The organism is Chryseobacterium sp. C3, assembly GCF_014218905.1.
GTDB classification, from domain to species: Bacteria; Bacteroidota; Bacteroidia; order Flavobacteriales; family Weeksellaceae; genus Chryseobacterium; species Chryseobacterium mucoviscidosis.
Genome location: NZ_JACLCU010000008.1, coordinates 109630 through 135378 on the forward strand (window position 1 = coordinate 109630; position 25749 = coordinate 135378).

The window sequence follows — 25749 nt, forward strand, 5'->3', positions numbered from 1 at the left end:
AAGTGTCAATTATTTATTATATTTGTGTCATAAATTGATACTTAAATTGTAAAAATATGATAGCTGAAATCGAAAAATATATAGAAATCCAGAACAACATCGATCAGATTCTGAAAGATTCACCATTTAAAATTTCTTACATTATCGAAAAAACAGGAATTAAAAAACCTACCTTTTTCAAAAAAATGAAAGAAAAGAGATTTACTTCCGAAGAACTGCTTTCTATTGCTAAAGTAATGGAACCTGTTTATAGAAACGAAACCCATGAAGAGATTTTAGAATCGTTGAAAAGATCCGAAGAAGATTTCAGAATGGGGAGAACAATATCTCACCAGGAATTAATGAAGCAGGCTCGTGCAAGATTAGAACAGCGTAAGAATGAGGGTAGAATATAGTGATCTTTCCAAGAAAGATTTTGAAAATCTTCAGGATTATCTTTTTGATCAATGGGGCGTTCTGGTTTTAGAAAATTTTTTGGATAAATATGATCAGGCTATTCAAATGCTACTTTCAAAAAATGTATACTTTGAAAAATATAGAGATACAGGTTTTATGAAATATTTGGTAACGAAACATAACTACATTATTTATGATTATCAGGATGATATGTTGAGAATCCACAGAGTTATCAACAATTTCCAGAATCCCGAAGACAACTACGAAAGCATCTCAAAATAACCATTAAATCTTGCCAGCTCAACCCACTCAATTTTCCAGAAAAGATTTCCTTAAAACCATGTTCTTGGGCAGTCTCATGATTCCTTTTTTGCACTATTGCAGTAAAAAAGGCAAATCATTATTGCTAAAAATCACCGGAACCAATCATATTTTAGGGCACAAACTCTGGGCAAAAGATTTTCCTCAACCTACGGAAGAAATTCGCACAAAATACCTCGTTGTCGGCGGAGGAATTTCAGGACTTTCGGCGTGTAGATTTTTCAGTCAGAATCAGGAAAACAATTATCTGTTGCTCGAAATGGAAAACCATTTAGGCGGAAACTCTTCCAACGGACAGAACAAATTTTCAAAATTTCCTCTGGGAGCGCATTATTTACCATTGCCAAATAAAGAAAATACTGAAATCATCCAATTTCTGAAAGATTGCAAAATGTATCAGGGAAACGATGAAAACGGTGATCCTATTTTAGATGAATATCAAATGACTTTCCCGCAACAGGAACGGTTGTTTTTTAAAAATTCATGGCAAAATGATATCGTTCCGCAAAACGGAATTTCCTCAGAAGCAAAAGCGGAATTCGACCGTTTTTTTAAAATGATGGATCACTTTCAGCACAAAAAAGATGCGGAAGGAAAATTTTGGTTTGCCATTCCGGTTCACGATTCCAGCCGGGAAGATGAGGTTTTACAACTAGAGAAAATTATTTTCAAAAACTGGCTGAAACACGAAAATTTTGCTTCTGAAGAGCTACTCTGGCTGTTAGATTATTCCTGTCGCGACGATTACGGTTTGGGAATCGATTACGTTTCGGCTTGGGCGGGAATTCATTATTTTGCGGGAAGAAAAAACAACTGGAGCAAAAAATACAAAGATCAGGTTTTCACATGGCCGGAAGGAAATGCTCGTTTGGCAAAACATTTTTCAAAATATACAAAAGAAAAATCTTTACAGAATCATCTGGTTTTTGATGTTAAAATTAATGATAAAAATGTTGAGGTTTTAAGTTTCGACAATATTCAGAAAAAGACAAAAAAAATCATGGCTGAAAAAGTTCTTTTCGCGACTCCTCAATTCGTCAACGAAAGAATTTTCAACAATAAAAGGGCTGAACATTTTAACTATGTTCCGTGGCTTTTAACAACGATTACTTTACAAAACGATTTCGGAGGAGATGAAGAATTGGCTTGGGATAACGTAATTTACGGTTCTGATGGTTTAGGCTATATTTACGATCAGCATCAGAATGTAAACCAGATTATGGGCGAAAAAGTGATTACGTACTACAGAAGTTTTTCTACCAATGACTGTAAAAAAGCAAGAAAAAAATTATACGGTCTGAAAGAAGAACAGTTGAAAAGCCTTGTTTTGGAAGATTTAAAAAAAGCCCATCCTATGATCGAAGATTTTATCCTCGAAATGCAGTTTCACAAAATCGGTCATGCGATGATTGCGCCGGTTCCGAACCAGATTTTTGGAAATTCAGAAAAAGCAAAACAGCCGGTTGACGGAAAAATTTTCTTTGCCCATTCTGATCTTTCAGGAATTTCAATTTTTGAAGAAGCATTTTATCAGGGATTGAGAACCGCAAAAGAGATGCAGCGATCTTAATGAATTGAATATGAATTTAAACCAAACCTAACAGGTTTTTAAAACCTGTTAGGTTTCCCAAAAATAAAAATGAAACAACCCTGGATCCATAACGCAAAAACAGACGGCTGGTTTATCCTGTCGCCGCCTTTTATTATTTTGCTGATTGTTTTCTTATTTCAGAAACAGATTCAGGGACTGGAAAATCATTATTCCTTTTACACATGGCTTTTCCTGATTGTTTTCGTAGATGTTGCGCATGTGTATTCAACGTTATTTAAAACGTATTTCGTTAAAGAAGAAGTCAGGAAAAGAAAACTGTTGTATTATGGAATTCCTGCATTGAGCTGGATTTTAGGGTTGATTTTATACCAGTTCGGAAGTCTTACCTTTTGGTCGGTGTTGGCTTTGATTGCTGTTTTTCATTTTATCAGGCAGCAATATGGTTTCATGAGAATTTATGCCAGATTTGAACCTAATAACTGGGGTAAAACAGCTGATGAAATTGCGGTATATTCTGCCACGATTTTTCCAATGCTGTATTGGTTTAAAACACCGAGAGCTTTTACTTGGTTTGTCCAAAATGAATTCAACTGGTTTCAGAATCTTCCGGATTATATTCCAGTCATTAAGATTTTATATTTCGGGATTTTAATGATTTGGATCGTAAAAACGATTTATGAAATTGTTAAAACCAGACAATTTAATATTCCGAAAATCGCCTTAATTTTAGGGACTTATCTTTCGTGGTATTTCGGAATTGTTTATTTCAACAACGATTTGGTTTTCACTTTCCTGAATGTTATTTCGCACGGAATTCCTTATATCGCCTTAATTTACATCAGAGAAATAAAGCAAAAAGAAGATCAAAATTTAAACCGTCTTTCTTTATTCAAATCTGCTTTCGGGATATTTTTATTTATTCTCGTTATTCTTGCTTTTGCATTTTTCGAGGAGTTTTTATGGGAAATTTTGGTTTGGAACGAACATTTTTCATTACATCTGAATGTTTCTTTGGACTGGTTTCAGTTTTTAGTTCCTTTATTAGTCGTTCCTCAGCTTACACATTACTTATTGGATGGCTTTATTTGGAGAAAACCGAAAAAAGTTAATTAATTTTGTCCTCAAAGTTAAAACATATGAAAATGCAGAAGTGCCTCCTTTCATTCATGCTTTTGTTGGGATTTTTCAGTTTAAATGCTCAGCAGAAGACATTTTGTAACCCGATTAATATCGATTACGGGTATACTCCGTTCGAAGTTTTTTCAAAACAGGGAAAACACCGTGCAACAGCCGATCCGGTGATTGTTAATTTTAAAAATAAGCTCTTTCTTTTTTCCACCAATCAGGAAGGATACTGGTACAGCGACGATATGCTCGACTGGAAGTTTGTCCACCGGAAATTTCTGAGAGACAATAAATATACCCATGATCTGAACGCTCCTGCAGTTTGGGCAATGAAAGATACGTTATACGTTTTCGGATCTACATGGGAACAGGATTTCCCGATCTGGAAAAGTACCAATCCCACCAAAGACGACTGGAAAATTGCTGTCGATACTTTAAAAGTCGGAGCATGGGATCCTGCATTTCATTACGATGAAGACAAAAACAAGCTGTACTTGTATTGGGGATCAAGCAACGAATGGCCATTGTTGGGAACCGAAGTAAAAGTAAATACCCTTCAGTCCGAAGGTTTTGTAAAGCCGACCATCAGGTTAAAACCGGAAGATCACGGTTGGGAAAGATTCGGGGAATATAATGACAATGTTTTCTTACAGCCTTTTGTAGAAGGAGCGTGGATGACGAAGCATAACGGAAAATATTATTTGCAATATGGAGCTCCTGCAACGGAGTTTAGCGGATATTCGGACGGAGTGTATGTGAGTAATAAGCCTTTGGAAGGTTTTGAATATCAACAGCATAATCCGTTTTCTTACAAACCGGGAGGTTTTGCGAGAGGAGCAGGACACGGTGCAACCTTTGAAGACAATTACAAAAACTGGTGGCATATTTCAACCATTTTTATTTCAACAAAAAATAATTTTGAAAGACGTTTGGGAATCTGGCCTGCCGGATTTGATAAAGATGATGTAATGTATTGCAACACGGCTTACGGAGATTATCCAACGTATCTTCCACAATATGCACAGGGAAAAGATTTCTCTAAAGGACTTTTTGCAGGTTGGATGCTGCTGAATTACAATAAGCCGGTTCAGGTTTCATCCACTTTGGGTGGTTATCATTCTAATTATGCGGTGGATGAAGATATTAAAACGTACTGGAGTGCCAAAACGGGAAATTCCGGAGAATGGTTTCAGACGGATTTGGGAGAGGTTTCTACCATCAATGCCATTCAGATCAATTATGCCGATCAGGATGTTGAGTTTATGGGAAAAACACTGGGCAAAATGCATCAGTATAAAATCTATGGTTCCGATGACGGTAAAAAATGGAATGTTATTGTGGATAAAAGCAAAAACAACAAAGATGTTCCTCATGATTATGTAGAATTGGAAAAACCTGCCAAAGCAAGATTTCTGAAAATGGAAAATCTGAAAATGCCAACCGGAAAATTTGCATTAAGCGGATTCAGAGTTTTTGGAAAAGGCGCAGGAACTGTTCCCGGAAAAGTTCAGAATTTTGTTCCGTTGAGATCTGATCCTAAAAAATACGGCGAAAGAAGAAGCATCTGGATGAAATGGCAGCAGAATTCCGATGCAGACGGATATGTTATTTATTGGGGAAAATCTCCGGATAAATTATACGGAAGCATTATGGTGTACGGAAAAAACGAATATTTCTTCACCGGAGCCGACAGAACGGATGCATATTATTTCCAGATCGAAGCTTTCAATGCGAATGGAGTTTCAGAAAGATCGGAGATTTTTAAGTCTGAATAAAATATTAATAAACGCTTTGAATTTTCAGAGCGTTTATTTTTTGTCGATATTCTTCATAAATCCCTCAATTTTATTGACCAGAAAATCTGCATTGGAAGACTGATCCCAACCGAGATGATCTCCGGTAAATTCATAAGATTCATGATACACTTTATTTTCTGATAGAACCGAGTCCAGCGTTTTCTTTTGAGACAGTGGAACCACATGGTCATTAATTCCGTAATAAGAAAGGGTAGGAGCGGAAGTTGGAGTAATCCAGTGAACCGGACTTCCAAAGTCCATTAGCGTTGTTTTGCTGTCAACGATTTTAGGATCAATCAAATGTTTTTCTACGAAAGCATAATCTTCATAATTTTTAAATCCTGAATCGTTCAGATCAGTGGGACCGACGATATTGATAACCGCTTTTACCTTTCTGTCCGAATCAAATTTATAAGCATACAACATTGCTAAATGTCCGCCTGCGCTGTTTCCGAGAAGAATATATTTGGGATGAATTTTTAAGGTTTTTTCTACATTGTTCATAGCACTGGTAATATCATCCGTTTGACTGGGAAGTGCAAAACGTTTAGATGAAGCAAGCCTATAATTCAGATTGACAAAAATATGTTCAGGAAATTTTTTCATCAGATCATAAGTGAAATCTGTAAGCTGAGATTTCCTTCCTCCACGCCAACCGCCTCCGTGAATAACGATGAAAACGTTTTTATCTTTTAAAGAAGCTTTAGGAGTATAAACGTCCATTTTCTGTTCCCTGTCTTTTCCATAAGAAACATTTTTTTCTATGGTAAAAGATTTTCCATTTCCGAAGTCAATGGTGTTTTGTTTACAATTTAAAAGTGTAAGAAGAAATAAACCTGTTAAAACAATTAAACGACTCTTCATCATTGAATTTTAATTAAAAATAAAAAAACTCGCCGATTTCTCAGCGAGTTTACCACAAAAAATGATTTATATGAAGAAATGATTGTTATCTTGTTCTGTTTTTAATTTCGTCTGAAGCACTTTCTATGTTTCTTACCTTTTTCACTTTCTGGTTTCCGAAATTGTAAGTAATGCTTACATTAATGCTTCTTCTATACTGGTCGTTTCTAATGTAGTTATAGTTTCCGGAAGCCTGTAAATCTTCAATTTCCACGACATTGGTTCTTAAAACATCATTCAGATTAACCGCAAAAGTCCAGTCGTTCCAGTTTTTCTTAATGTTCAGATCTAAACTTGCTAAGTTTTTCAGCATACCAAGTTCTATCTGCTGTTTATCCACATAGAAGAAATTTACGCCTAAGAACCATGTTTTCTTTTTGTCTAAACGGATGGTGTTGTTACTGGTAATCAACATACTTGCCGATTTTCTGTTGTTTACATAAGTGTCAAAAACCTGTCCTGTTGTAGGATCTGTATCTAATGTTCCGTTGTTGATGTTATACTGAACACCCGCATTGAAGTTTAATGTAAGATATTGCTTGAATAAAGATTTCTGAATTCCCAGCATGGCAGACATTTCCTGCTTGTCTCCGAAATTGGTTCTGATGTAGGCTAACTGAACTCTTTTCTGATTGGTTTTCGGATCGATATAGCTTCTCTGCAACGGAACCTGCGTGATCTGGTCTTTTTCATAGGTATGATTCAAAATCAGGAAGTAAGAATTTTTGTACATATATGTTAACTCCTGATTGTAAGTGGAAGATGCTTTTACGAAAGGATTATTCTGGGTATAATTATCTTCCGTAATCAGATTTTTTACAGGATTCAGTTCCCAAAAGCTGGGTCTTCTCATTCTGCTTGAAAAGGAATAGGAAATATTGTTCTTATCATTAATAGCATAATTGAAGCTTAAAAAAGGTAAAAGATTATTATAATTTCTTTCGATCTGCTGATTGGTTTCTACATTGTTTTTCCAACTGTCTGCGGTTCCTAAGCTGTTCGTGATTTCGTATCTTGCTCCGATTTTTCCTGAAAACTTATCCGAAAACTTTTTTTCAAAAGTTACATACAGCCCATAAATATTTTCATTGTAAACAAAATGGTTAAAATCATTTTGAGAAGCTAACTGGTTACCGGAAAGATCATATGGATAAGAATAGTTTTTGGTGTCGTTGTCAGTTTTTGTTTTATTGTAATTTCCTCCGGCAGAGAACGTAAAATCGTTTTTAAACTTCTGAATATAATCTATCGTCCCGGAAAAATTATTGATAACCTGCGGAAGATCCTGAATTATTTTGCTGCTGTTTTGGGTGAAATTTCCTGCCGCATCCTGAATCAGCGTGTTGTTATTCGTGTACTGAAATCTTTTATAATTAAGATAAGCCGCATTCACGTTCAGTTTGCTTCCTAAAGAATCAAGCTTCACTTCATAGTTTAAATTTACAGAATTGTTGTAACTTCTTGCGTCCTCTTTATTTTTGGTTTTAGTGTAAGCGGTTGAAAGTATATTGCCGTTAGTATCATATTTTGTAATCGTGTTCATCAGATCAATCGTAGAATTGTAACTTTTGTTTGCCCATGTATTCCATGATAAAGCCAGATTACTTTTGTCATTCAACTGATAATCAATATTCAGATATCCTCCTAAATTTTTGTTCGGATCATCAATATTCCCTATAGATTCATTCTGTACATTTTCAGATCGGTTTCTAAGAACATATGCTTGCGGATTGATATTTTCGCCACCACTAAGATTCGCATTAATTCCCAGTTTGTCTTTTCTGTAATTGACAGAGAAACTGGCGTTGCTTGCATTGTATTTACTCTGGGTATTAGACATTCTCATGTTTCCGCTGGTTCCGTCACTCATTTTTTTCTTCAGCACGATATTGATGATTCCATCGGAAGATTCCACCTGATATTCACTTCCCGGAACCGTGATCACTTCAATTTTCTGGATATTTTCTGCGGGTGTATTTTTCAGAAACTGAACTAGAGATTCTGCATCCATATTGCTTTTTCTGCCGTTAATGTAGATCAGCGCATTGTTCTTTCCTGCAATCTTTAACGTTTTATCATCTGTTGTAGACAAAAGGGGAGTCTGCTTCAGAATATCGAACGTTGTATTTCCTTTTGCAATGGGAGATGCAGCAACATCATATACAAAACGGTCACTTTGTTTTTTGAAAACCTGTTTGGTTAAAGTAACTCCTTCTATGCTTTTTGTTTTTACAGTATCCTTTTTAGTTTGTTGTGCGAAAGATAATCCACTGAAGAATATAGCTGCGATAAGAATGGGCGTTTTCATGTTTTATAATTTTAGAGAGTTTTTAATAGCTTGTATTTGTTATTATTTAACATTGCAAAGATATGTAATAAATTAAGTATCTTGCAATACAAAGTACTTAAAATGTTTTTAAATAAAATTTAACTAATTGATTTTCAGTTAATAAAATTTTAGATTAAATTTTTTGCTTTTATTTCTTTGCTGTCAATAAGACAATTTTGAACATGATTGTATTACATTTCGGGATAAAATTTCTGAAATGTCATGGTGTAATAAAAAGAAAAAGAACCGAAATGGTTCTTTTTATTGAATTTATTCTCTGTCGAAACGGGCTAATTTTTTATCAATCCAGATGGTGGCAAACGGGAAGAAAGCGGCAATTAAGGCAAAAACGCTGTCTTCATCATCCCACACGTAAATTTTTCTGACCGCGGGTAAAAAGATCAGATAAAGAGAAAAAAAGAAACCGTGAATACTTCCGATGGTACTGATGTAGACAATAGGAAGAATTTCATCGGGATTGGTACGGATCCAGATCATTGCTGTGAAAAGAAAAAACCACGAAACGGCTTCTGCAAGGCAGATATTCTTAAACCACTTAATGATTTTTTCCTGAGGATATTTTAAGAAAAATTTTTCTAAGAAATTCATAAATTTTACATATCATTAATTCAGGACTAATAAGAAACCTCCAGCTTCCATCTTCCTGCATCGGCTTATCAAAGCTAAATTACTTATAAAAACTGCTCCCATCCAAATAATCAAAAACTTCGGGAGGAAGCATCGGTCTTACATTTTTTCCGCTTTTAATCATGTTACGGATTTCTGTTGCGGAAAGCTCAATAACCGGCGCGTTGATTAGAGAAATATTTTCGTGCTGAAGATATTCAGAATCTTTCTTTTCACCTTCAAAAACCCTCGGATAAACAATGATGTGATGATTTTTAATTAAAGTTTCAGAATTTTTCCATTTGTGAAGGCTTTCCAGATTATCTTCTCCCATGATTAAACTAAAAGAATAGTCAGGATATTTCTCATGAAGATAAGTCAGCGTGTCAATCGTATAACTTGGCTGTGGAAGCGAAAACTCCACATTTGAAGCACGCATTCTCGGATAATTTTTTACCGCAAGCTGCACCATATCCAGTCGGTTATGATCTTTTAACAAAGATTTTTTTTCTTTGAAAGGATTTTGCGGACTTACCACAAACCACAATTCATCCATATCGGAATTTTCCAGAATATAATTGGCTAAAATTAAATGACCAATATGAATCGGGTTAAACGAACCGAAAAATAAACCAATTTTTTTCATAAAAAACTTCTAATCCCTGAATTGTACATCTTTAATATTCAGATAATGTGTGACATTTCCTTTCCAGTGATTTTCTTCCAGTGTAAAGGCAAGATCAAAATATTTATTTCTGAAATCATCGGCAAACTGTCCTAATTTGAAGCCTACACATTCAATATTTCTTCCGGTGGACTCCTGCTTAATGTAAAATTTAAGATGATTATTATCTTTCCCCATTGTTTTGATATACCCCGAAACCTTCTGATTGGTTAAGGTAAGAATCGGTTTCATGTTGTGAGGTCCGAAAGGGGCTAATTTTCTGTGGAAATTGATAAATTCTCTGTTAATTTCATCAATCTGAATTTCAGAATCGATCGTAATCGATGGCTCTTTCTGATGTTCTTTGATTTTTTCAGAGACAACACGTTCAAATTTTTCTTTAAAAGCGGCAAATTTCTCTTTCTCCATAGAAAGCCCTGCTGCAGCATGATGTCCTCCGAATTTTAAAAAATATTCCGAACACATATCCAGTGCTTCGTGAACATCAAAATCTGAAACGGATCTCGCCGAAGCCACCATTTCCCCATTATTTCCATCCGTAAAAACGAGGGTAGGTTTGTAGTAGGTTTCAATTAATCTTGAAGCTACAATTCCTATCACTCCTTTATTCCATTCCGGATGATAAACGATGGTGGTATATTTTGTTTCCTGCTGAGATTCAATAACCTGATTCAAAGCAGAAAGAGTAGAATTCATATCCAGTTCACGCCTTTCATCATTAAGATTCATGATGTCACTTACAATCTGGTGGGCGTGTTTCAGGTTATCCGAAACCATAAGTTCAACGGCTGCTTTTCCGTGCGAAATTCTTCCGGCAGCGTTAATTTTAGGCGCAATTTCAAACACAATATTTGAAATTTCAAAATGAGAAAGTTTGTCTTCAGGAATTAATAATCTTAATCCTAAATTTCTCGTTTTTCTCAGGGTTTTCAGTCCCATTTTAGCCAAAACCCTGTTTTCGCCGGTCATCGAAACGATATCTGCGGCAATGGAAATGGCGAGAAGATCTGTTAATTCAAACAGTTCTGCTTCAGGAAGTTTATAAATGGTATTGAGCCCCTGACAAAGTTTAAAGCCTACTCCGCAACCGGAAAGTTCTTTGAAAGGATAACGGCAGTCACTTCTTTTCGGATCCAGAACAGCAACAGCGTCAGGAATTTCTTCGCCGGGTAAATGGTGATCGCAGATGATAAAATCAATATCCAGACTTTTGGCATAGCTGATCATATCTAATGCTTTGATTCCGCAGTCCAATGCAATGATTAAAGAAAAGCCGTTTTCTTTGGCAAAGTCGATTCCTTCGGTAGAAATTCCATACCCTTCAGAATTTCTGTCGGGGATATAGTAATCTAAATATTTTTTCTGAACAATTTTGCTGAGGTACAGATACATAAGTGCAACGGCAGTTGTTCCGTCCACGTCATAATCTCCGTATACCAATATTTTTTCTCCATTCTCAATTGCAGTGGCAATCCGCTCTACAGCTTTTTGCATATCTGCCATTAAAAACGGACTGTGAATGTCGTTAAGGTTGGGTTTAAAAAATTCTCTTGCCTTTTGATAATTGTCAATTCCTCTGAGAACGAGGAGTTTAGATTCAAAAGTTCCAAAACCAAGAGACGAACTTAATCCATCCACAATTTCCTCATCGGGTTCGGGCTTGTAAATCCATTTTTGACTCATTTCACAAAAATAGGGAATTATAATTTAAAAGAAAAGTTTATTGTTGAAGGGGAAGTGTTAAAAAAAACCGTTCAGCAGTTGAACGGTTTTTAAATATTTTAAGAATACATTTTCTCTCTTAATTCTTTTACTTTCTTATCAGCAAGATATTCATCGTAAGTCATTTCTCTGTCGATAATTCCGGTTGGAGTAAGCTCGATGATTCTGTTACAGACTGTGGAAAGCATTTCGTGGTCATGAGAAGCCAGTAGAATATTTCCTTTGAAGTTAGACAGTGAGTTGTTCAATGTCGTGATACTTTCAAGGTCTAAGTGGTTTGTAGGTTCGTCCAGTAAAAGAACGTTGGCTTTCTGAAGCATCATTCTGCTGAACATACATCTCATTTTTTCACCTCCTGAAAGTACTTTACATGATTTTAAAGCTTCATCACCGGAGAAAAGCATTCTTCCCAAGAAACCTCTTACGAATTCTTCATGACGCTCTTCATCATTTTTCGTGAATTGTCTTAACCAATCAACCAAACTTAAATCTTCCTGAAAGAAATTGGTATTGTCCAAAGGCATATGAGACTGGTTTGTAGTAACTCCCCAAGCAACAGTTCCTTTGTCTGCTTCTACATTTCCTGCTAAAATTTCGAAAAATTCTGTGATTGCCAATGAATTTTTAGACAAAACAGCAACTTTATCTCCTTTTTTAAGATTTAAATCGATGTTTGAGAACAATAATTCTCCGTCTTTGGTTTTCTCAAGACCTTTTACATCCAAAATCTGATCTCCCGCTTCTCTTTCCATTTCGAAAATAATGGCAGGGTATCTTCTTGAAGACGGTTTAATATCATCAATGTTTAATTTATCGATCATTTTCTTTCTTGCGGTTGCCTGTTTCGCTTTCGCAACGTTTGAGCTGAATCTTGCAATGAAGTCCTGAAGTTCTTTCTTCTTTTCCTCCGCTTTTTTATTAGCCTGAGCTCTTTGTCTCGTTGCTAATTGAGAAGCCTGATACCAGAAAGAGTAGTTACCGGTGTAAAGATTTAATTTAGCGTAATCCAAGTCACCGATGTGCGTACAAACCGTGTCTAAGAAGTGACGGTCGTGAGATACAACGATTACGGTGTTTTCGTAATCTGCTAAGAAATCTTCCAGCCAAGAGATCGTATCGATATCAAGGTCGTTCGTAGGCTCATCCAGAATAAGTACATCCGGATTTCCGAAAAGCGCCTGAGCCAAAAGAACCTTTACTTTGTCTTTGTTCTCAAGTTCGCTCATCATTTGCCAGTGCATATCATCTTTAATGCCTACGTTGGAAAGCATGGTCTGTGCATCAGATTCTGCAGTCCATCCTCCCATTTCATCGTAGATGACGCCTAATTCTCCGGCTTTAATTCCGTCTTCATCAGAGAAGTCTTCCTTCGCATAAAGCGCGTCCATCTCTTCTTTTATCTCGAATAATTTTTTGTTACCTCTCAAAACCGCTTCAAGCACAGTAAATTGATCATAAGCAAAGTGATCCTGCTCCAGAACAGACATTCTTTTTCCAGGTTCCAAAGATACGTGTCCTGTTGTCGGGTCCTGCTTTCCTGTTAATATTTTAAGGAATGTAGACTTTCCTGCACCATTTGCTCCGATAATTCCGTAGCAGTTTCCTTTCGTAAACATAATGTTTACCTCGTCAAAAAGAACTCTTTTCCCGAATTGTAAAGATAAGTTAGATACTGTTAACATATAGTTTTGTAAATTTGGCGCAAAAATACGAAAAGAATTTGGGTATTTCGCAATATTGTAATAGTCAGGTTTTTAAATGTGGGGTATTTTTTATATATTTCATTCATTAAATTAATAAAACGCAGAAAAAAAATTTCAGAAAAGATAAATTTCATCTGCAACTTTATTAAATTTTTACATCTTACAAATACAAAAGGATTTTAAAATGAAGATTGAAAAAACAGTCAATATATTAAACCGAAGAGCCAGATTTGAATATGAAATTCTGGAAGAATACGAAGCGGGAATGGTTTTAACAGGTACGGAAATAAAATCTTTGCGTTCTTCAAAAGCATCCATCGCAGAATCGTTCTGTCAGTTTATTGATGGGGAATTGTACATCATTAATATGATGATTGACGAGTACAAATTAGGAACTTTTTACAATCATAAAACAAAAAGGGAACGGAAATTGCTCTTGCACAAAAAAGAGTTACAAAAATTAGAAAAAAAGTTAAAGGATGCAGGGAACACTATTATACCTCTTAAATTATATATCAATGACAGGGGAAAAGCAAAGGTTCTCATAGCGCTGGGTAGAGGTAAAAAACTCTTCGATAAAAGGGAGAGCATAAAAGATAGAGAAAATAAACGAAACCTCGACAGAATATTAAAGAAAAGTTAAAAATCATCTGAAAAACTTTGTATATAAAGAAAAATTATATTTATTTTGCATTATCAATTATTTAATCATTTAATTCTATGAAAAATCTAAAATTAGGAATTTCAGCATTGGCACTTACTGTTGCTTCTACTGTGTTCGCTCAGACTACCAACAATCCGTGGTTAATCGGGGTTGGTGCTCACGCGGAAAACCATTTGGCACAGAGAAATAATTTCAGTAATACGTTCTCTGCTAATAATTTGACGAAGACAATGTTCAATATGAACAACTTCTCTATTACTCCACCATTATCAAAACTTACTGTAGCTAGGAACATCGGTAAAGGTTTGGTAATAGACTGGCAGACTACTGTTGGAAATGTTGAAAACAAAAGATTCAACATGGGTAAAGAGTTTATGTTGATGACAGGTTTAGGTTTCCAGGCGAAGGCTGCAGGTCTTCTTTGGGACGAAGAATCTTGGTTTGATCCATATTTAAGAGTTGGTGCTAACTATTTGAGACACGATTATACTTCTCTTACTTTCCCTAGAACGGATGCCAACGGAGAATATGTTCCAAATGGTGACAACGGTACTGAAAACGGTAAAGCTAACTTCTTTACGGTTGCTACTGGTGCAGGTGTTAACTTTTGGTTAACTAAAAACTTCGGTTTAGGTATCCAGGGAGATTACGTATCAACTCCGGGTGATAAATCTACAGTTGCTAACTTCTGGCAAGCTTCAGCTTCTTTGAACTTTAGATTTGGTAACAGAGATAGAGATAAAGATGGTATCTTAGATAAAGACGACTTATGTCCAGATACACCAGGTTTACCAGAATTCCAAGGATGTCCTGATACTGATGGTGATGGAGTTCCAGATAAAGACGATCAATGTCCAGATGTTGCTGGTCCGGTTGAAAACAACGGATGCCCTTGGCCAGATACTGATGGTGACGGTGTAATCGACAAAGATGATGCTTGTCCTACAGTTGCAGGTCCTGCTGAAAACAATGGTTGTCCTTGGCCAGATACAGACGGTGACGGAATCTTAGATAAAGATGATGCTTGTCCTACAGTTCCAGGTCTTCCAGAATACAACGGATGTCCTAAGCCTGCTAAAGTAAAAGAAAAAGAAATTCAAGAGCAAGTTAACAGCATTTTCTTTGATTTCAACAAAGCTACTATTAAAGCTGAATCTACTCCTGCATTAGACAGAGCTGCTGACATCATTAAGAAAGAAGGAGGTAACTACTTATTAGAAGGTCAAACTGATGCTAAAGGATCTGAAGCTTACAACTTAAAATTATCTAGAGAAAGAGCTGCTGCTGTAGTTGCTGCTTTAGATGCAAGAGGTGTTAATGCTAACGCTCTTAAATCAATCGGTGTAGGTAAAGCTAAAGCTAAAGTTCCTGCTACTGCTTCTGATGTTGAAAGACAAGTAGACAGAAAAGTAGTTGTTACTGCTATCGAAGATGCGGCTCAATGGGAATCTCTTAAAAAGAGAGACTACGAAGATCCAACTCCGGTAAAAGTAGTTAAGAAAAAAGCTCCAGCTAAGAAAAAAGCTCCAGCTAAAAAAAGAAAATAATTAAATTTTTCTAAATATAAATACCTCCAGTTCTCTGGGGGTATTTTTTTTTTCGTTCACTTTTGAGTAATTTTGTTGAAAATTAAAAATATAAAATGGGAAGAGCGTTTGAATATAGAAAAGCTTCTAAAATGGCCAGATGGGACAAAATGGCCAAAACATTTTCTAAAATAGGTAAAGATATTGCATTGGCAGTAAAAGCAGGAGGTGCAGATCCGGAATCTAATCCTGCATTAAGAAGATGCATCCAGAATGCGAAAGGTGCAAACATGCCAAAAGATAACGTAGAAAGAGCGATTAAAAAGGCAAGTGGTGCAGATGCAGAAAACTATGAAGAAATTACTTACGAAGGTTACGGACAAGGTGGTGTTGCGTTTTTCGTTGAATGTACCACAAACAATACAACAAGAACTGTTGCCAATGTAAGAGCTATTTTCAATAAGTTTGACGGTAATCTTGGTAAGAACGGAGAATTAGCTTTCATCTTCGACAGAAAAGGAATTTTCACGATCGATTTAACTCAGATTAAAATGGATTGGGACGATTTTGAAATGGAAATGATTGACGGCGGAGCAGAAGACGTAGAAAAAGACGAAGAAGAAGTAATGATTACAACAGCTTTCGAAGATTTCGGCTCTCTATCTCACAAATTAGACGAACTGGGAATTGAAGCAAAAAGCGCAGAACTTCAGAGAATTCCGAATAATACAAAGGAAGTAAACGAAGAGCAGTTCAAGGCAAATATGAAAATGCTTGAGCGTTTTGAAGACGATGATGACGTTCAAAACGTTTATCACAACATGGAAATTACAGAAGAGTTGATGGAAACTCTCTAAAAAATAGTAGTTGTCCGGAATTTATCATCAATAAAAAACTTTGGGTTCTTTGCTGAGTGAAACGCCTTTGCGAGCTTAAAAAGCGGTTAATATTTAAAAGACTTTTGCGAACTTTGCGTTAAAATTAAGCATTATGATGAATTAAGGATAAGTAAAAAAATAATATAACATTCATATACAGTTAACTTTCAAGTAGTTTCTTTGTATAAAACTATGAAAAGAAACGTTGAATTAGTTGTTATATCGGATGTTCATCTGGGAACTTACGGATGTAAGGCTAAAGAATTACTGCGATACCTTAATTCTATTCAGCCTAAAACTTTAGTTTTGAATGGAGATATTATCGATATCTGGCAATTCAAAAAGTCTTACTTCCCTAAACCCCATTTAAAGGTCATCAAAAAAATATTGTCCTTTGCCACAAAAAACACAGATGTTTTCTACATTACCGGAAATCATGACGAGATGTTCCGGAAGTTTACCGACTTCCAACTGGGTAAACTTAAAGTCTGTAATAAAATCTGTTTAGACATAGACAATAAAAAAACATGGATCTTTCACGGAGATGTGTTCGATGCCTCTGTTCAGCATTCGATATGGATTGCAAAACTCGGAGGAGAAGGCTACGATTTATTAATTGTGATTAATAATGTTGTCAATTGGTTTTTGGAGAAAATGGGAAAAGAAAAATATTCATTTTCAAAAAAAATTAAAAACAATGTAAAGAAAGCGGTAAAATACATCGGGGATTTTGAGCTGACTGCTTCCGAACTTGCCATCGACAATCATTACGATTATGTAGTTTGCGGACATATTCATCAGCCGCAGATTCGGGAGGTGATTAATAAAAAAGGTTCCTGTACGTATCTTAATTCCGGCGACTGGATCGAAAATCTTTCCGCACTGGAGTACAATAATAACGAGTGGAAGATTTTTTATTATGATGAACATAAAGATTCTTTAAAAGACGATACCGCAGAGGAAATTCAGGAAATCGATAGTGATGAGCTTTTAAAAATAGTAACCAACTTCAGCCAATGAGAATTTTATACGCCTTTCAGGGAACAGGAAACGGACACGTCGCACGTGCGCAGGAAATCGTTCCGATCCTGAAAAAATATGCTTCGGTGGATACACTCATCAGCGGACATCAGTCGCAGTTAAAGGCTGATTTTGATATTAACTTTAAACACAAAGGCGTTTCCCTTCTTTACGATAAAACAGGCGGTTTATCCTACCGGAAAACGTTTACAGACAATAGTTTTTTAGAAGCCTTCAAAGCGATCCGCGAAATCGAGCTTTCTCAGTACGATTTAGTCATCAACGATTATGAACCTTTAACGGGATGGGCTTGTAAATTCAAAAAACATCCGATGATCGAGTTGAGTCATCAGGCTTCCATGTTGTTTAAAGAAACGCCGAAACCGGATAAAAAAGATTTTTTTGGGGAAATGGTGCTTAAATATTATGTTCCGAGCGAAAAAAGAATTGGTTTCCACTTCGAAAATTATCATCCTCAGATAAAAAAGCCGGTGATCAGAAGAAAAATCCGAAACCTGAATCCCAACAAAAAAGGTTTTTATCTGGTGTATCTTCCGAGCTTTTCGGATGAAAATATCATTAAAGTTTTAAAGCAGATTCCGGTAGAATGGAAAGTTTTTTCCAAATATTCCAAATTGCAGTTTAAGGAAAATAATGTTGAAATTTTTCCGATTGATGAAATTCAATACTTAAAAGCGTTTGAAAACTGCGATGGAATTCTCTGCAATGCAGGTTTCGAAAGTCCCGCAGAAGCACTTTTTATGGATAAAAAACTGTTCGTAATTCCTATTCATAATCAATATGAGCAGGAATGCAACGCATGTGCTTTAGACAAGATGGGAATTCCGAATTCTAAAGTCTTGAAACTGGAAGAAATACAGAATTGGGTAAATTCCGATCAGCATCTGAAAGTAGATTATCCCGATAATATTGAGGAAATCTTGGTGAACGAAGTGTTAACGCTGTAAAAAAATATCTTCCACGTCCTTCATTCTCATCATCACAGATCGCGCGTAAGAACAGTGCGGGTAAACTTTCCAGTTGTTTTCGCGGGCAAACTTTATGGCTTCTTCTACCAGATATTTTCCCATTCCGCGACCTTCAAATTCGGGGTGAACCAGAACGAAGGAAATAATGAATTTGCTGTCTTCGGGGAAAATAGTGTACGTTAATCTTCCGATTTCTTTAACATCGTTATTTAAAGTAATTACTCCGCCGTTTCCCGATTTATTATTTTCAAATCTCATAACTTAAACTTTTATGAAGTGTAAAATACAAAAACTGCACCGCGAAAGGTTATTTGTATTTTGCGATTTCTGCTTTTAGTGCTTCAATTTCTGCTTCCAGTTTATCGATGTATTTTTTCTGAGATTCCCACAAAGAAAGCGGAATGTTGTAATTATTGGTATTTCCAATACCATTTCCGTTACCTGTAGAATTATCATTAAATATAAAAACTAAACTTTCTTCATTTTCAAAAATGTCTTCAATTGGAACTTCCAATACTTCAGCGATTTTCTGCCATTCCGATAAAGAAATTTTTGCCGTTCCTTTTTCTCTTCGGTTGTAGTTGGAAACATCCATAGAAAGGATGTCTGCCATTCTTTCCTGGCTGATGTTTCTTCTTTTGCGGGCTTCGATGAGTTTTGTTTTTTCCATTTCTGTAAAGTTTAGTGTAAAGATAAATTTTTTGCGAAAAATCGCAATAAAATCGCAAAAAGAAAAGTCTTTTTGTTGATTTCTAATTTTTACTTTTGACAAGTTAGCTAAAAAACACAAACGTTCAAAAAATACCTTTAAAAACTAAAATGCCGGAAAGATCAAATTTAAATTATTTTGCTTATCATTTCTTTTGGCTTCCTGTAACGGTGGGAGCACTGTATATTTCCATTCAGTATTTTGTGGTGTACCATCTTCTGAATTTTGGGCATTATGATATTCTTTTTACCATAACATCCTGTTTGCTGTTGTCACTTATAAATTTAGGTTTTGCCCTGATTGGTAAAGGAAGAAACCAATTTGTAAAAGATTTTTCAGAATACGTTATCATTTTATACCTCTCGTGTATGTTGTCTTTTTTAATTCACTTTTGCAGGTTCAATTTTGGAACGGTAAGGCGTTGCGCTTTTGATCTTGATATTTCTGAAGTGAAAAATATGCATGATGTGGCGATACTTTTTACATCCGTTATCAACATCATTTTTCTTTGCATCATCCGTAAATATAAACTAAAAATTAGAGTATTGCATTTTGTCCTGTTGATTTTGGCGATGATTGCTCAGTTCTTTTATACACGTAGTTTTAGAATGATTTAGTTTGAATATTATGTCATTTCGACGAAGGAGAAATCTGCCAAAAATAATCGTTTAGATGATTTCAGCATGACAAACTTTGCTCCAGATTATCTAAACGCAAAGTTTTTATTTTGAGAATGAATATATTAAGGGAGCAAAGTGAAGGCAGATTTCATCTGCTCAGAAGCGCGCTTTATCATCCGTCTGCGACGGAGTATCTTTGCTTCTCTTTAATGAGGTGAAAACTTTTTCCTTTGCGTTTAGATTGCAGTTTTTAAATCAAATCAATAAAAAATTTTTGTATAAGCATTTGATATTTTTTTAAGAATCATCTGCAAAATCCGCAAAATCTGCGGGAGCTTTTATAAGCAGAGTGGTTTGAAAATATTTTAAAATCGTCTTCCTAACTGTCTTTCCCCGTATAATAATTGTAATCCTTAATAACAACCCCGATGAACTGTCTTTCCGTCATTTTGGTAGGATCTACTTCCAGCTTCAGAATTCCTTTAATCTTATCGGAAAGTTTGCTGATAATTTGTCGGTCGTCCACTCTTAAAGCTTTCAGATAATTATCTTTAATGATTCTCATATCATTATCGCTTAAAGCAATGACCTGCGGAAAAGTAGGAACATAATCTTCTTTAATATTCTCCAGAATCGTATGCGAAATATTGATGTTGTTTTTTAAGGAAATAACGGCGGTTCCCGATGCAATATCTCCCAAACGCTGGTTGTTTTTGGAAGCAATGGCAGAGATAAGACCGATAATAGAAATATCAATAATCCTGAAAACCCAGCGAATCATATAATCTCCGAATCCCGCCTGATAACCGTCGATTTTCACCACACGGATTTTCATGACTTTTTTCCCCGGAGTCTGCCCTTCCATCAGGCTTTCCAGAACAAGCGGATAAATCGCAGTCGGGAAAAGAAGAATGCTGTAAATAGCAATAATCGACCACTGATCCAGCCCGTCCATCACATATCCCAGATTCAGAATATTGAAAAAAAGATACAGAATAGCGATGGTGTACGCAATTTGAATAAGAAGATCGATAATATAAGCAAGAAGTCTTTCTCCAACACCCGCAATGTTGAAATTAATATTTACATTTTGTGAAGTATTTATCGCGATTTGAGACATTATTTTTATTATTTTAGCCTTACAATTATGAGAGAAGTTTATTTCATTAAACAAAATAAAGAAAAATGGTTGGGAATAGAACAGGTTATTCAGGGGAAAATTAAAAAAAATCCTGATGATCTCTCTTCGCTGTACATCAACCTCGTTAACGACCTTTCTTTTGCACAGACGTATTATCCGAAAAGTAATACCACGGTTTATCTTAACCATTTGTCTGCACAGATCTTCCAGAAAATTTATAAAACCAAAAGGGTAGAAGAAAACAGGTTTCTGCATTTTTTCAAAACCGAAGTTCCTTTGCTGGTGTACCAGTACAGAAGATATTTGGGATATGCTTTTCTGTTCTTTACATTATTTACCTTAATCGGTCTGCTTTCCGGAATTTACGATAAAGATTTCGCCAAAGTTATTCTGGGTGAAGAATATGTGAACCAGACGATTGAAAACATTAAGGCAGGAAATGCGGTAGGAGTTTACCAGAGCGGTTCTACATGGGGAAGTACAATAGGGATTATTTTCAACAATATAAAAGTTGGTGCAAGACTGTATATCTACGGAATTGCAGGCGGAGTGGGAACGTTGTGGGCTTTGCTGAACAACAGCGTGATGCTCGGTTCTTTCCAGTATTTCTTTTACGATTACGGCGCACTGAAGGACAGCGCAAGAGGAATCTGGCTTCACGGAGTTTTTGAAATCTTTGCGATGGTAGTGGAAGCGATGTGCGGTCTTATTCTGGGAGCCTCTATTTTATTTCCAAAAACACTGTCGAGATTTAATTCTTTCAAAAGCGGATTTAAAGATTCATTCAAAATATTCCTGAGTACCGTTCCTTTCACCATCTGTGCAGGAATTATTGAAGGATATGTAACAAGACACGCCCTGAAAATGCCTTTAATTTTAAATTTAATTATTATTTTCGGGTCTTTGGCAATCATCGGGTTTTATTACTGTATTTATCCGTCTGTTGTCAGCAAAAAAATTAATAACCAGATTCAGGATGCAGTTTTATAAAAAAAGAGATTTCGGAAGTTTCATCAGCGATACTTTTGCTTTTTTCAAATTATACGGTAAGAATTATTTTAAAAATTTTATTCTGCTGAACGGCTTGCTGCTTATTTTAACCGTTGTTGTGATGGTGGTAGGATTCAGAGAATTCTTCGGAGCCATTTTCGGATCGAATATGAGCGGACAGAGCTATTATTTTGAACAGTATTTTCAGAATAATTTAGGACTGATTATCATCGCGGGAATTGTGCTTTTTGTACTTTCCACAGCTCTAATGACGGTTAATCTGTTTTTTCCTGTATTTTATATGAAAAGAGTTGCGGAAGGGCAGAAAGAAATAAAAACAGACGATATCATCAGTGATTTTAAAGTGAATTCTAAAAAAGTTTTCATTGCCTATTTCGGACTCACCTTTTTGGTAATGCCGGCTGCAACGGCTATTTTTGGATTTACTTATCTTCTCGTGTTTTTTTTCATTGGAATTTTTCTGCTACTTTTTATCCTTCCGAATTTATTCAGCATTATCACTTTTCTCTGCTACGATTATTTTAACGGAAATAAAGGTTTTTTCGAAAGCCTAAGTTATGCTATAAGATCTCAGTTTTCTTACCCGAATGGCAGAGAAAAATCTCCCTACTGGAAATATTGGGGAGCAACCATTATTTTGGGACTGCTTTTTTATATTGTAAGCGGATTTTTATCCGGAGTTCCGATGATTTTATACATTCTTAAACTTTCAACAACCGCTCCGGATGGGAATTTTGAACAGAATCCTTTCTCCGGAAATTTCGGGATTGTTATATTCTTGATCTACGGACTTTCAACATTGGTTTCAACCATTTTAATGAATGTTCTGTATGTAAATTCAGGATTGATGTATTACGACAGCCGCACCGATCTTCATCAGAAAATGGAACTGGCAGAAATAGAAACAATAGGAAATAATGAATAGGCTTCTTCTTTTACTGCTTTTTTTCAGCTTCGGAACTGTTTTTTCTCAGCAGCAGGACGATCTGCCTCCTGAAGAAGCAGTTTTTCTGGACTCGATAGAAACGGGACATTACAGGAATATGTACCGTGCAGATTCTGTATTGTATAAAAATCCGGTAACGGAAAACACTGTTTATCCTAAAAAATTTAAAGACAACATCCCTTCAAGATACAAAGACAAAGACTTCGATTATACTACGGTAAAACCCAGAATGTCTTTCGGACAGAAGCTGATGAAGAAGCTCGCAGAATTGTTAGACAGTATTTTCGGGGAAACCGTATTTACAAAATCCGGAAATTTCGCAGGGATTTTAGTGCGTCTTTTTGTGATTGTTCTTGTCGGTTTCCTGCTGTATTTCATCATTAAATATCTCATCGGGAACGGCGGAATTTCATTCTTCGGAAAGAAAAACCGGAAAGTGGAGATCCGCGAAGAAGAACTTCATGAAAATATTCACGAAATTAATTTTCCGGAAAGTATTCTGAAATTTGAAAAATCGGGCGATTTCCGTTCGGCGGTGCGTTATCAGTTTTTATTTGTCTTAAAAAAATTAAGCGATAAGAAACTCATCGTCTGGAATCCGGAAAAAACCAATAAAGATTATGCGGCAGAGCTGAAAGCACCGCACTTAAAAGAAAGTTTTTACGATCTTGCCTATATTTTCGATTATGTCTGGTACGGAGAATTCTCTATTGATGAAGAAAACTACCTGAAATTTAAAAACCAATATCAATCCTTTAAACCGTAATTAATTGTTATCATGAACAAAACTTTCAAAATATATGCTGTAATCTTCGTCGTGGTGATGATTATTCTGGCGTTGTTTGAAGTCAACAAAACAGAAAGTACGGATTGGAGGAAGAATTTCAAGACTTACCAGAAATCACCGTTCGGATTGTATGTTTTTAATAACGAGATCAAAGATCTTTTTAAGAATAAAGTTAAAAAAATAGATCAGACTCCTTACGATTATTATACCCAGAATAAAGAAAAAGGCAGTCATAATATCCTTGTTATCGAGCATGAAGTAGATACAGAATCGTGGAATAAAATTCTGGAAGAAGTTTCCAAAGGTTCCAACGCGATGTTGATTATCAGCGAAATGCCGAAAGAAATTTCCGACAGCATCGGTTATTATGATTCTATGATTTCTTTTCGGGACGAAAATGTTTTAAAACTTACCGACACAAAATACCAGAACGATTTCATTAAACTGGATAAATTTCCATCGGGAAGAGGTTTTACTTTCATTAAACCGGGATCTGAAGTCTTAGGAAAGACAGTGGAAAAAAATAATGACGATCAGGCAAACTTTGTTAAAATAAAATTCGGGGAAGGTTACTTTTACGTTCATTGCGAACCGCTTTTTATTACCAATTACTATCTTCTGAAACCCGGCAATGTAAAATATGCACAGGACGTTTTTTCTTATCTGGATGATAAAGAAACATTGTGGTTTCTGGAAAGCAATTCGAAATCTTCCCAGTTTCTGCTGAGGTTTATCCTTTCAAATCCTGCTTTAAAATATGCTTGGTGGGTTCTTCTGGGCGGTCTGGCTTTGTTTATTTTCTTTAATGCCAAAAGAAAGCAGCGCATTGTCCCTATTGTGGAACCACTGAAAAATAACTCGGTAGATTTTGTGAAAAGTATCGGAAATCTTTATCTTCAGGAAGGCGATTTCCATGACATGATGTCGAAAAAAGCCCAGTACTTCCTGAACAAAGTAAGAATGGATCTCCTTATCGATACCCAGAAACTAGATGAAGAATTTGCAAAAAAACTCCATCTGAAAACCGGAAAACCGATGGAAATAATTGATGAAGCCATTGGACTGATTAAAAAAGGACAGGATCCTTATGCGCATGTAATGAAGGAAGATCTTGTGAGAATGAATAAAATTTTGGATGAAATTATTTAAAAAAATGTAACAATCTGAAAATATAACAGTGTGGTAATTCTCAATGTGATTGGTAATTGGATGCACTGTTCTATTGATAAATTATAGGATATGGAAAACTTTGAAAACCCAAATATAGAAAACGAATTTTCTATCAGCTTAGATAAAAAAGAAGATCAGTTTCAGTCGAGAATTGATATGATTGAACTTCGTACAAGTCTTGAAAAAGTAAAAGCCGAAATTGCAAAAGTAATCGTCGGTCAGGAAAACATGGTGGAGCATCTTTTGGCAGCACTTCTTTCGAACGGTCACGTTCTTATTGAAGGTGTTCCGGGAGTTGCCAAAACCATCACGGCAAAATTACTGGCAAAAACGATCGATGTAGGATTCAGCAGAATTCAGTTTACACCCGATTTGATGCCTTCCGATATTTTGGGAACTTCTGTTTTCAGCGTAAAAAATTCTGAATTTGAATTTAAAAAAGGACCTATCTTTTCTAATTTCATCCTGATTGACGAGATCAACCGATCTCCGGCAAAAACTCAGGCAGCTTTGTTTGAAGTGATGGAAGAAAGGCAGATCACGATGGACGGAACCCGCTATCCGATGGAAGAACCTTTTCTTGTGGTGGCAACACAGAACCCGATTGAACATGAAGGAACATACAGACTTCCGGAAGCCCAGCTTGACCGTTTTCTGTTTAAAATAAATGTGGGTTATCCGAATCTGGAGCAGGAAATTGCCATTATCAGAAACCAACACGAAAGCAAGCAGGAAGATAAAACAGAGGTTGTTAACAAAGTGATTACTGCACAGCAGCTGAAAAATTATCAGCATCTGGTAAAAGAAATCATCGTTGAATCTCAGCTGATGGAGTACATCGCTAAAATTATCATCAACACCAGAGAAAACCAGTTCCTGTATTTGGGAGCTTCTCCGAGAGCGAGTCTGGCTTTGTTAACCGCATCAAAAGCATTTGCAGCTTTAAGAGGAAGAGATTTTGTAACGCCGGAAGACATTAAAGAAGCAAGTTATGCCGTTCTGAGACACAGAGTTATTGTATCGCCGGAAAGAGAAATGGAAGGCCTTACCGCGGATGAAATTATCAGACAGATTTTAGAGGGAATAGAGATTCCAAGGTAGGTTGCGGGTAGAAGGTTGCAGATTGTAG

Annotated in this window: 25 protein-coding genes; 16 read left to right on the top strand and 9 right to left on the bottom strand. The window is 35.9% G+C overall.

Going from position 1 to position 25749, the window contains the following annotated elements:
- Positions 1-56: 56 nt before the first annotated feature.
- The 5 genes from H6W53_RS17555 (at position 57) to H6W53_RS17575 (ending at position 5169) form a co-directional block, all read left to right on the top strand.
- Entirely contained in the window at positions 57-395 is a 339-nt protein-coding gene (locus H6W53_RS17555; protein WP_029297707.1) for a hypothetical protein, read from the top strand.
- Entirely contained in the window at positions 379-678 is a 300-nt protein-coding gene (locus H6W53_RS17560) for a type II toxin-antitoxin system RelE/ParE family toxin (protein WP_185208632.1), read from the top strand. Before H6W53_RS17555 ends, H6W53_RS17560 begins: the two co-directional genes overlap by 17 nt.
- A gap of 121 nt (positions 679-799) precedes the next feature.
- A complete protein-coding gene (locus H6W53_RS17565) occupies positions 800-2287 on the top strand; it encodes an NAD(P)-binding protein (RefSeq protein ID WP_228457827.1) in 1488 nt (495 codons plus the stop codon).
- A gap of 69 nt (positions 2288-2356) precedes the next feature.
- Positions 2357-3382, top strand: a complete 1026-nt coding sequence (locus tag H6W53_RS17570) for a hypothetical protein (RefSeq protein WP_185208634.1) — start codon at positions 2357-2359, stop codon at positions 3380-3382.
- 29 nt (positions 3383-3411) lie between these two features.
- Positions 3412-5169 carry a discoidin domain-containing protein gene (locus H6W53_RS17575; protein ID WP_185208636.1) on the top strand — a complete coding sequence of 586 codons (1758 nt, stop codon included), beginning with the start codon at positions 3412-3414 and terminating at the stop codon, positions 5167-5169.
- A 33-nt stretch (positions 5170-5202) separates the two neighbouring features.
- Here H6W53_RS17575 and H6W53_RS17580 read toward each other — a convergent pair whose 3' ends face one another.
- The 6 genes from H6W53_RS17580 to H6W53_RS17605 all read right to left on the bottom strand — a co-directional run bounded on the left by H6W53_RS17580 (position 5203) and on the right by H6W53_RS17605 (position 13138).
- The gene (locus H6W53_RS17580; RefSeq protein ID WP_185208638.1) at positions 5203-6057 is read right to left on the bottom strand and encodes an alpha/beta hydrolase; all 855 of its coding nucleotides are present in this window, start codon (positions 6055-6057) and stop codon (positions 5203-5205) included.
- 82 nt (positions 6058-6139) lie between these two features.
- The gene (locus tag H6W53_RS17585; RefSeq protein WP_185208641.1) at positions 6140-8401 is read right to left on the bottom strand and encodes a TonB-dependent receptor domain-containing protein; all 2262 of its coding nucleotides are present in this window, start codon (positions 8399-8401) and stop codon (positions 6140-6142) included.
- Positions 8402-8692: 291 nt separating this feature from the next.
- Complete coding sequence (locus tag H6W53_RS17590; RefSeq protein WP_185208643.1) at positions 8693-9031, bottom strand: DUF3817 domain-containing protein; 339 nt, start codon at positions 9029-9031, stop codon at positions 8693-8695.
- A gap of 79 nt (positions 9032-9110) precedes the next feature.
- Positions 9111-9695, bottom strand: a complete 585-nt coding sequence (gene nadD, locus H6W53_RS17595; protein WP_076391920.1) for a nicotinate (nicotinamide) nucleotide adenylyltransferase — start codon at positions 9693-9695, stop codon at positions 9111-9113.
- A gap of 9 nt (positions 9696-9704) precedes the next feature.
- Positions 9705-11417, bottom strand: coding sequence for a single-stranded-DNA-specific exonuclease RecJ (gene recJ, locus H6W53_RS17600; RefSeq protein WP_185208645.1), 1713 nt, complete (start codon positions 11415-11417; stop codon positions 9705-9707).
- A gap of 98 nt (positions 11418-11515) precedes the next feature.
- Complete coding sequence (locus H6W53_RS17605; protein WP_087707950.1) at positions 11516-13138, bottom strand: ABC-F family ATP-binding cassette domain-containing protein; 1623 nt, start codon at positions 13136-13138, stop codon at positions 11516-11518.
- Positions 13139-13343: 205 nt separating this feature from the next.
- Between H6W53_RS17605 and smpB the strand changes: the two genes are divergently transcribed.
- The 5 genes from smpB to H6W53_RS17630 all read left to right on the top strand — a co-directional run bounded on the left by smpB (position 13344) and on the right by H6W53_RS17630 (position 18215).
- A complete protein-coding gene (gene smpB, locus H6W53_RS17610; protein ID WP_029297688.1) occupies positions 13344-13802 on the top strand; it encodes an SsrA-binding protein SmpB in 459 nt (152 codons plus the stop codon).
- Positions 13803-13879: 77 nt separating this feature from the next.
- Positions 13880-15370, top strand: a complete 1491-nt coding sequence (locus tag H6W53_RS17615) for an OmpA family protein (protein WP_185208646.1) — start codon at positions 13880-13882, stop codon at positions 15368-15370.
- A 95-nt stretch (positions 15371-15465) separates the two neighbouring features.
- Entirely contained in the window at positions 15466-16206 is a 741-nt protein-coding gene (locus tag H6W53_RS17620; RefSeq protein ID WP_116095872.1) for a YebC/PmpR family DNA-binding transcriptional regulator, read from the top strand.
- A gap of 213 nt (positions 16207-16419) precedes the next feature.
- Complete coding sequence (locus H6W53_RS17625) at positions 16420-17247, top strand: UDP-2,3-diacylglucosamine diphosphatase (protein ID WP_185208647.1); 828 nt, start codon at positions 16420-16422, stop codon at positions 17245-17247.
- Positions 17244-18215, top strand: a complete 972-nt coding sequence (locus H6W53_RS17630) for a glycosyltransferase family protein (protein WP_185208648.1) — start codon at positions 17244-17246, stop codon at positions 18213-18215. The genes H6W53_RS17625 and H6W53_RS17630 overlap by 4 nt, the downstream gene beginning before the upstream one ends.
- Here the strand turns inward: H6W53_RS17630 and H6W53_RS17635 are convergent.
- Together H6W53_RS17635 and H6W53_RS17640 are read right to left on the bottom strand one after the other, a co-directional pair.
- Complete coding sequence (locus H6W53_RS17635) at positions 18204-18494, bottom strand: GNAT family N-acetyltransferase (RefSeq protein ID WP_087707942.1); 291 nt, start codon at positions 18492-18494, stop codon at positions 18204-18206. The genes H6W53_RS17630 and H6W53_RS17635 overlap by 12 nt on opposite strands.
- A 49-nt stretch (positions 18495-18543) precedes the next feature.
- Positions 18544-18906, bottom strand: a complete 363-nt coding sequence (locus H6W53_RS17640) for a helix-turn-helix transcriptional regulator (protein ID WP_185208649.1) — start codon at positions 18904-18906, stop codon at positions 18544-18546.
- Positions 18907-19055: 149 nt separating this feature from the next.
- Here H6W53_RS17640 and H6W53_RS17645 point away from each other — a divergent pair, with 149 nt between their 5' ends.
- On the top strand, positions 19056-19562 hold the full coding sequence (locus H6W53_RS17645) for a hypothetical protein (protein ID WP_185208650.1): 507 nt from the start codon (positions 19056-19058) through the stop codon (positions 19560-19562).
- Between the two features lie 382 nt (positions 19563-19944).
- Here the strand turns inward: H6W53_RS17645 and H6W53_RS17650 are convergent, their stop codons facing one another.
- On the bottom strand, positions 19945-20685 hold the full coding sequence (locus H6W53_RS17650; protein ID WP_076395004.1) for an RDD family protein: 741 nt from the start codon (positions 20683-20685) through the stop codon (positions 19945-19947).
- Between the two features lie 27 nt (positions 20686-20712).
- Here H6W53_RS17650 and H6W53_RS17655 point away from each other — a divergent pair, with 27 nt between their 5' ends.
- The 5 genes from H6W53_RS17655 to H6W53_RS17675 all read left to right on the top strand — a co-directional run bounded on the left by H6W53_RS17655 (position 20713) and on the right by H6W53_RS17675 (position 25721).
- A complete protein-coding gene (locus tag H6W53_RS17655; protein WP_076395006.1) occupies positions 20713-21696 on the top strand; it encodes a stage II sporulation protein M in 984 nt (327 codons plus the stop codon).
- Entirely contained in the window at positions 21683-22642 is a 960-nt protein-coding gene (locus H6W53_RS17660; RefSeq protein WP_185208651.1) for a DUF4013 domain-containing protein, read from the top strand. The genes H6W53_RS17655 and H6W53_RS17660 overlap by 14 nt, the downstream gene beginning before the upstream one ends.
- Positions 22635-23429, top strand: a complete 795-nt coding sequence (locus H6W53_RS17665; RefSeq protein WP_185208653.1) for a DUF4129 domain-containing protein — start codon at positions 22635-22637, stop codon at positions 23427-23429. Before H6W53_RS17660 ends, H6W53_RS17665 begins: the two co-directional genes overlap by 8 nt.
- Positions 23430-23441: 12 nt before the next feature.
- Positions 23442-24599, top strand: coding sequence for a hypothetical protein (locus H6W53_RS17670; RefSeq protein ID WP_076395012.1), 1158 nt, complete (start codon positions 23442-23444; stop codon positions 24597-24599).
- A gap of 90 nt (positions 24600-24689) precedes the next feature.
- On the top strand, positions 24690-25721 hold the full coding sequence (locus H6W53_RS17675; RefSeq protein ID WP_076395014.1) for an AAA family ATPase: 1032 nt from the start codon (positions 24690-24692) through the stop codon (positions 25719-25721).
- The last annotated feature ends 28 nt before the right edge of the window (positions 25722-25749 follow it).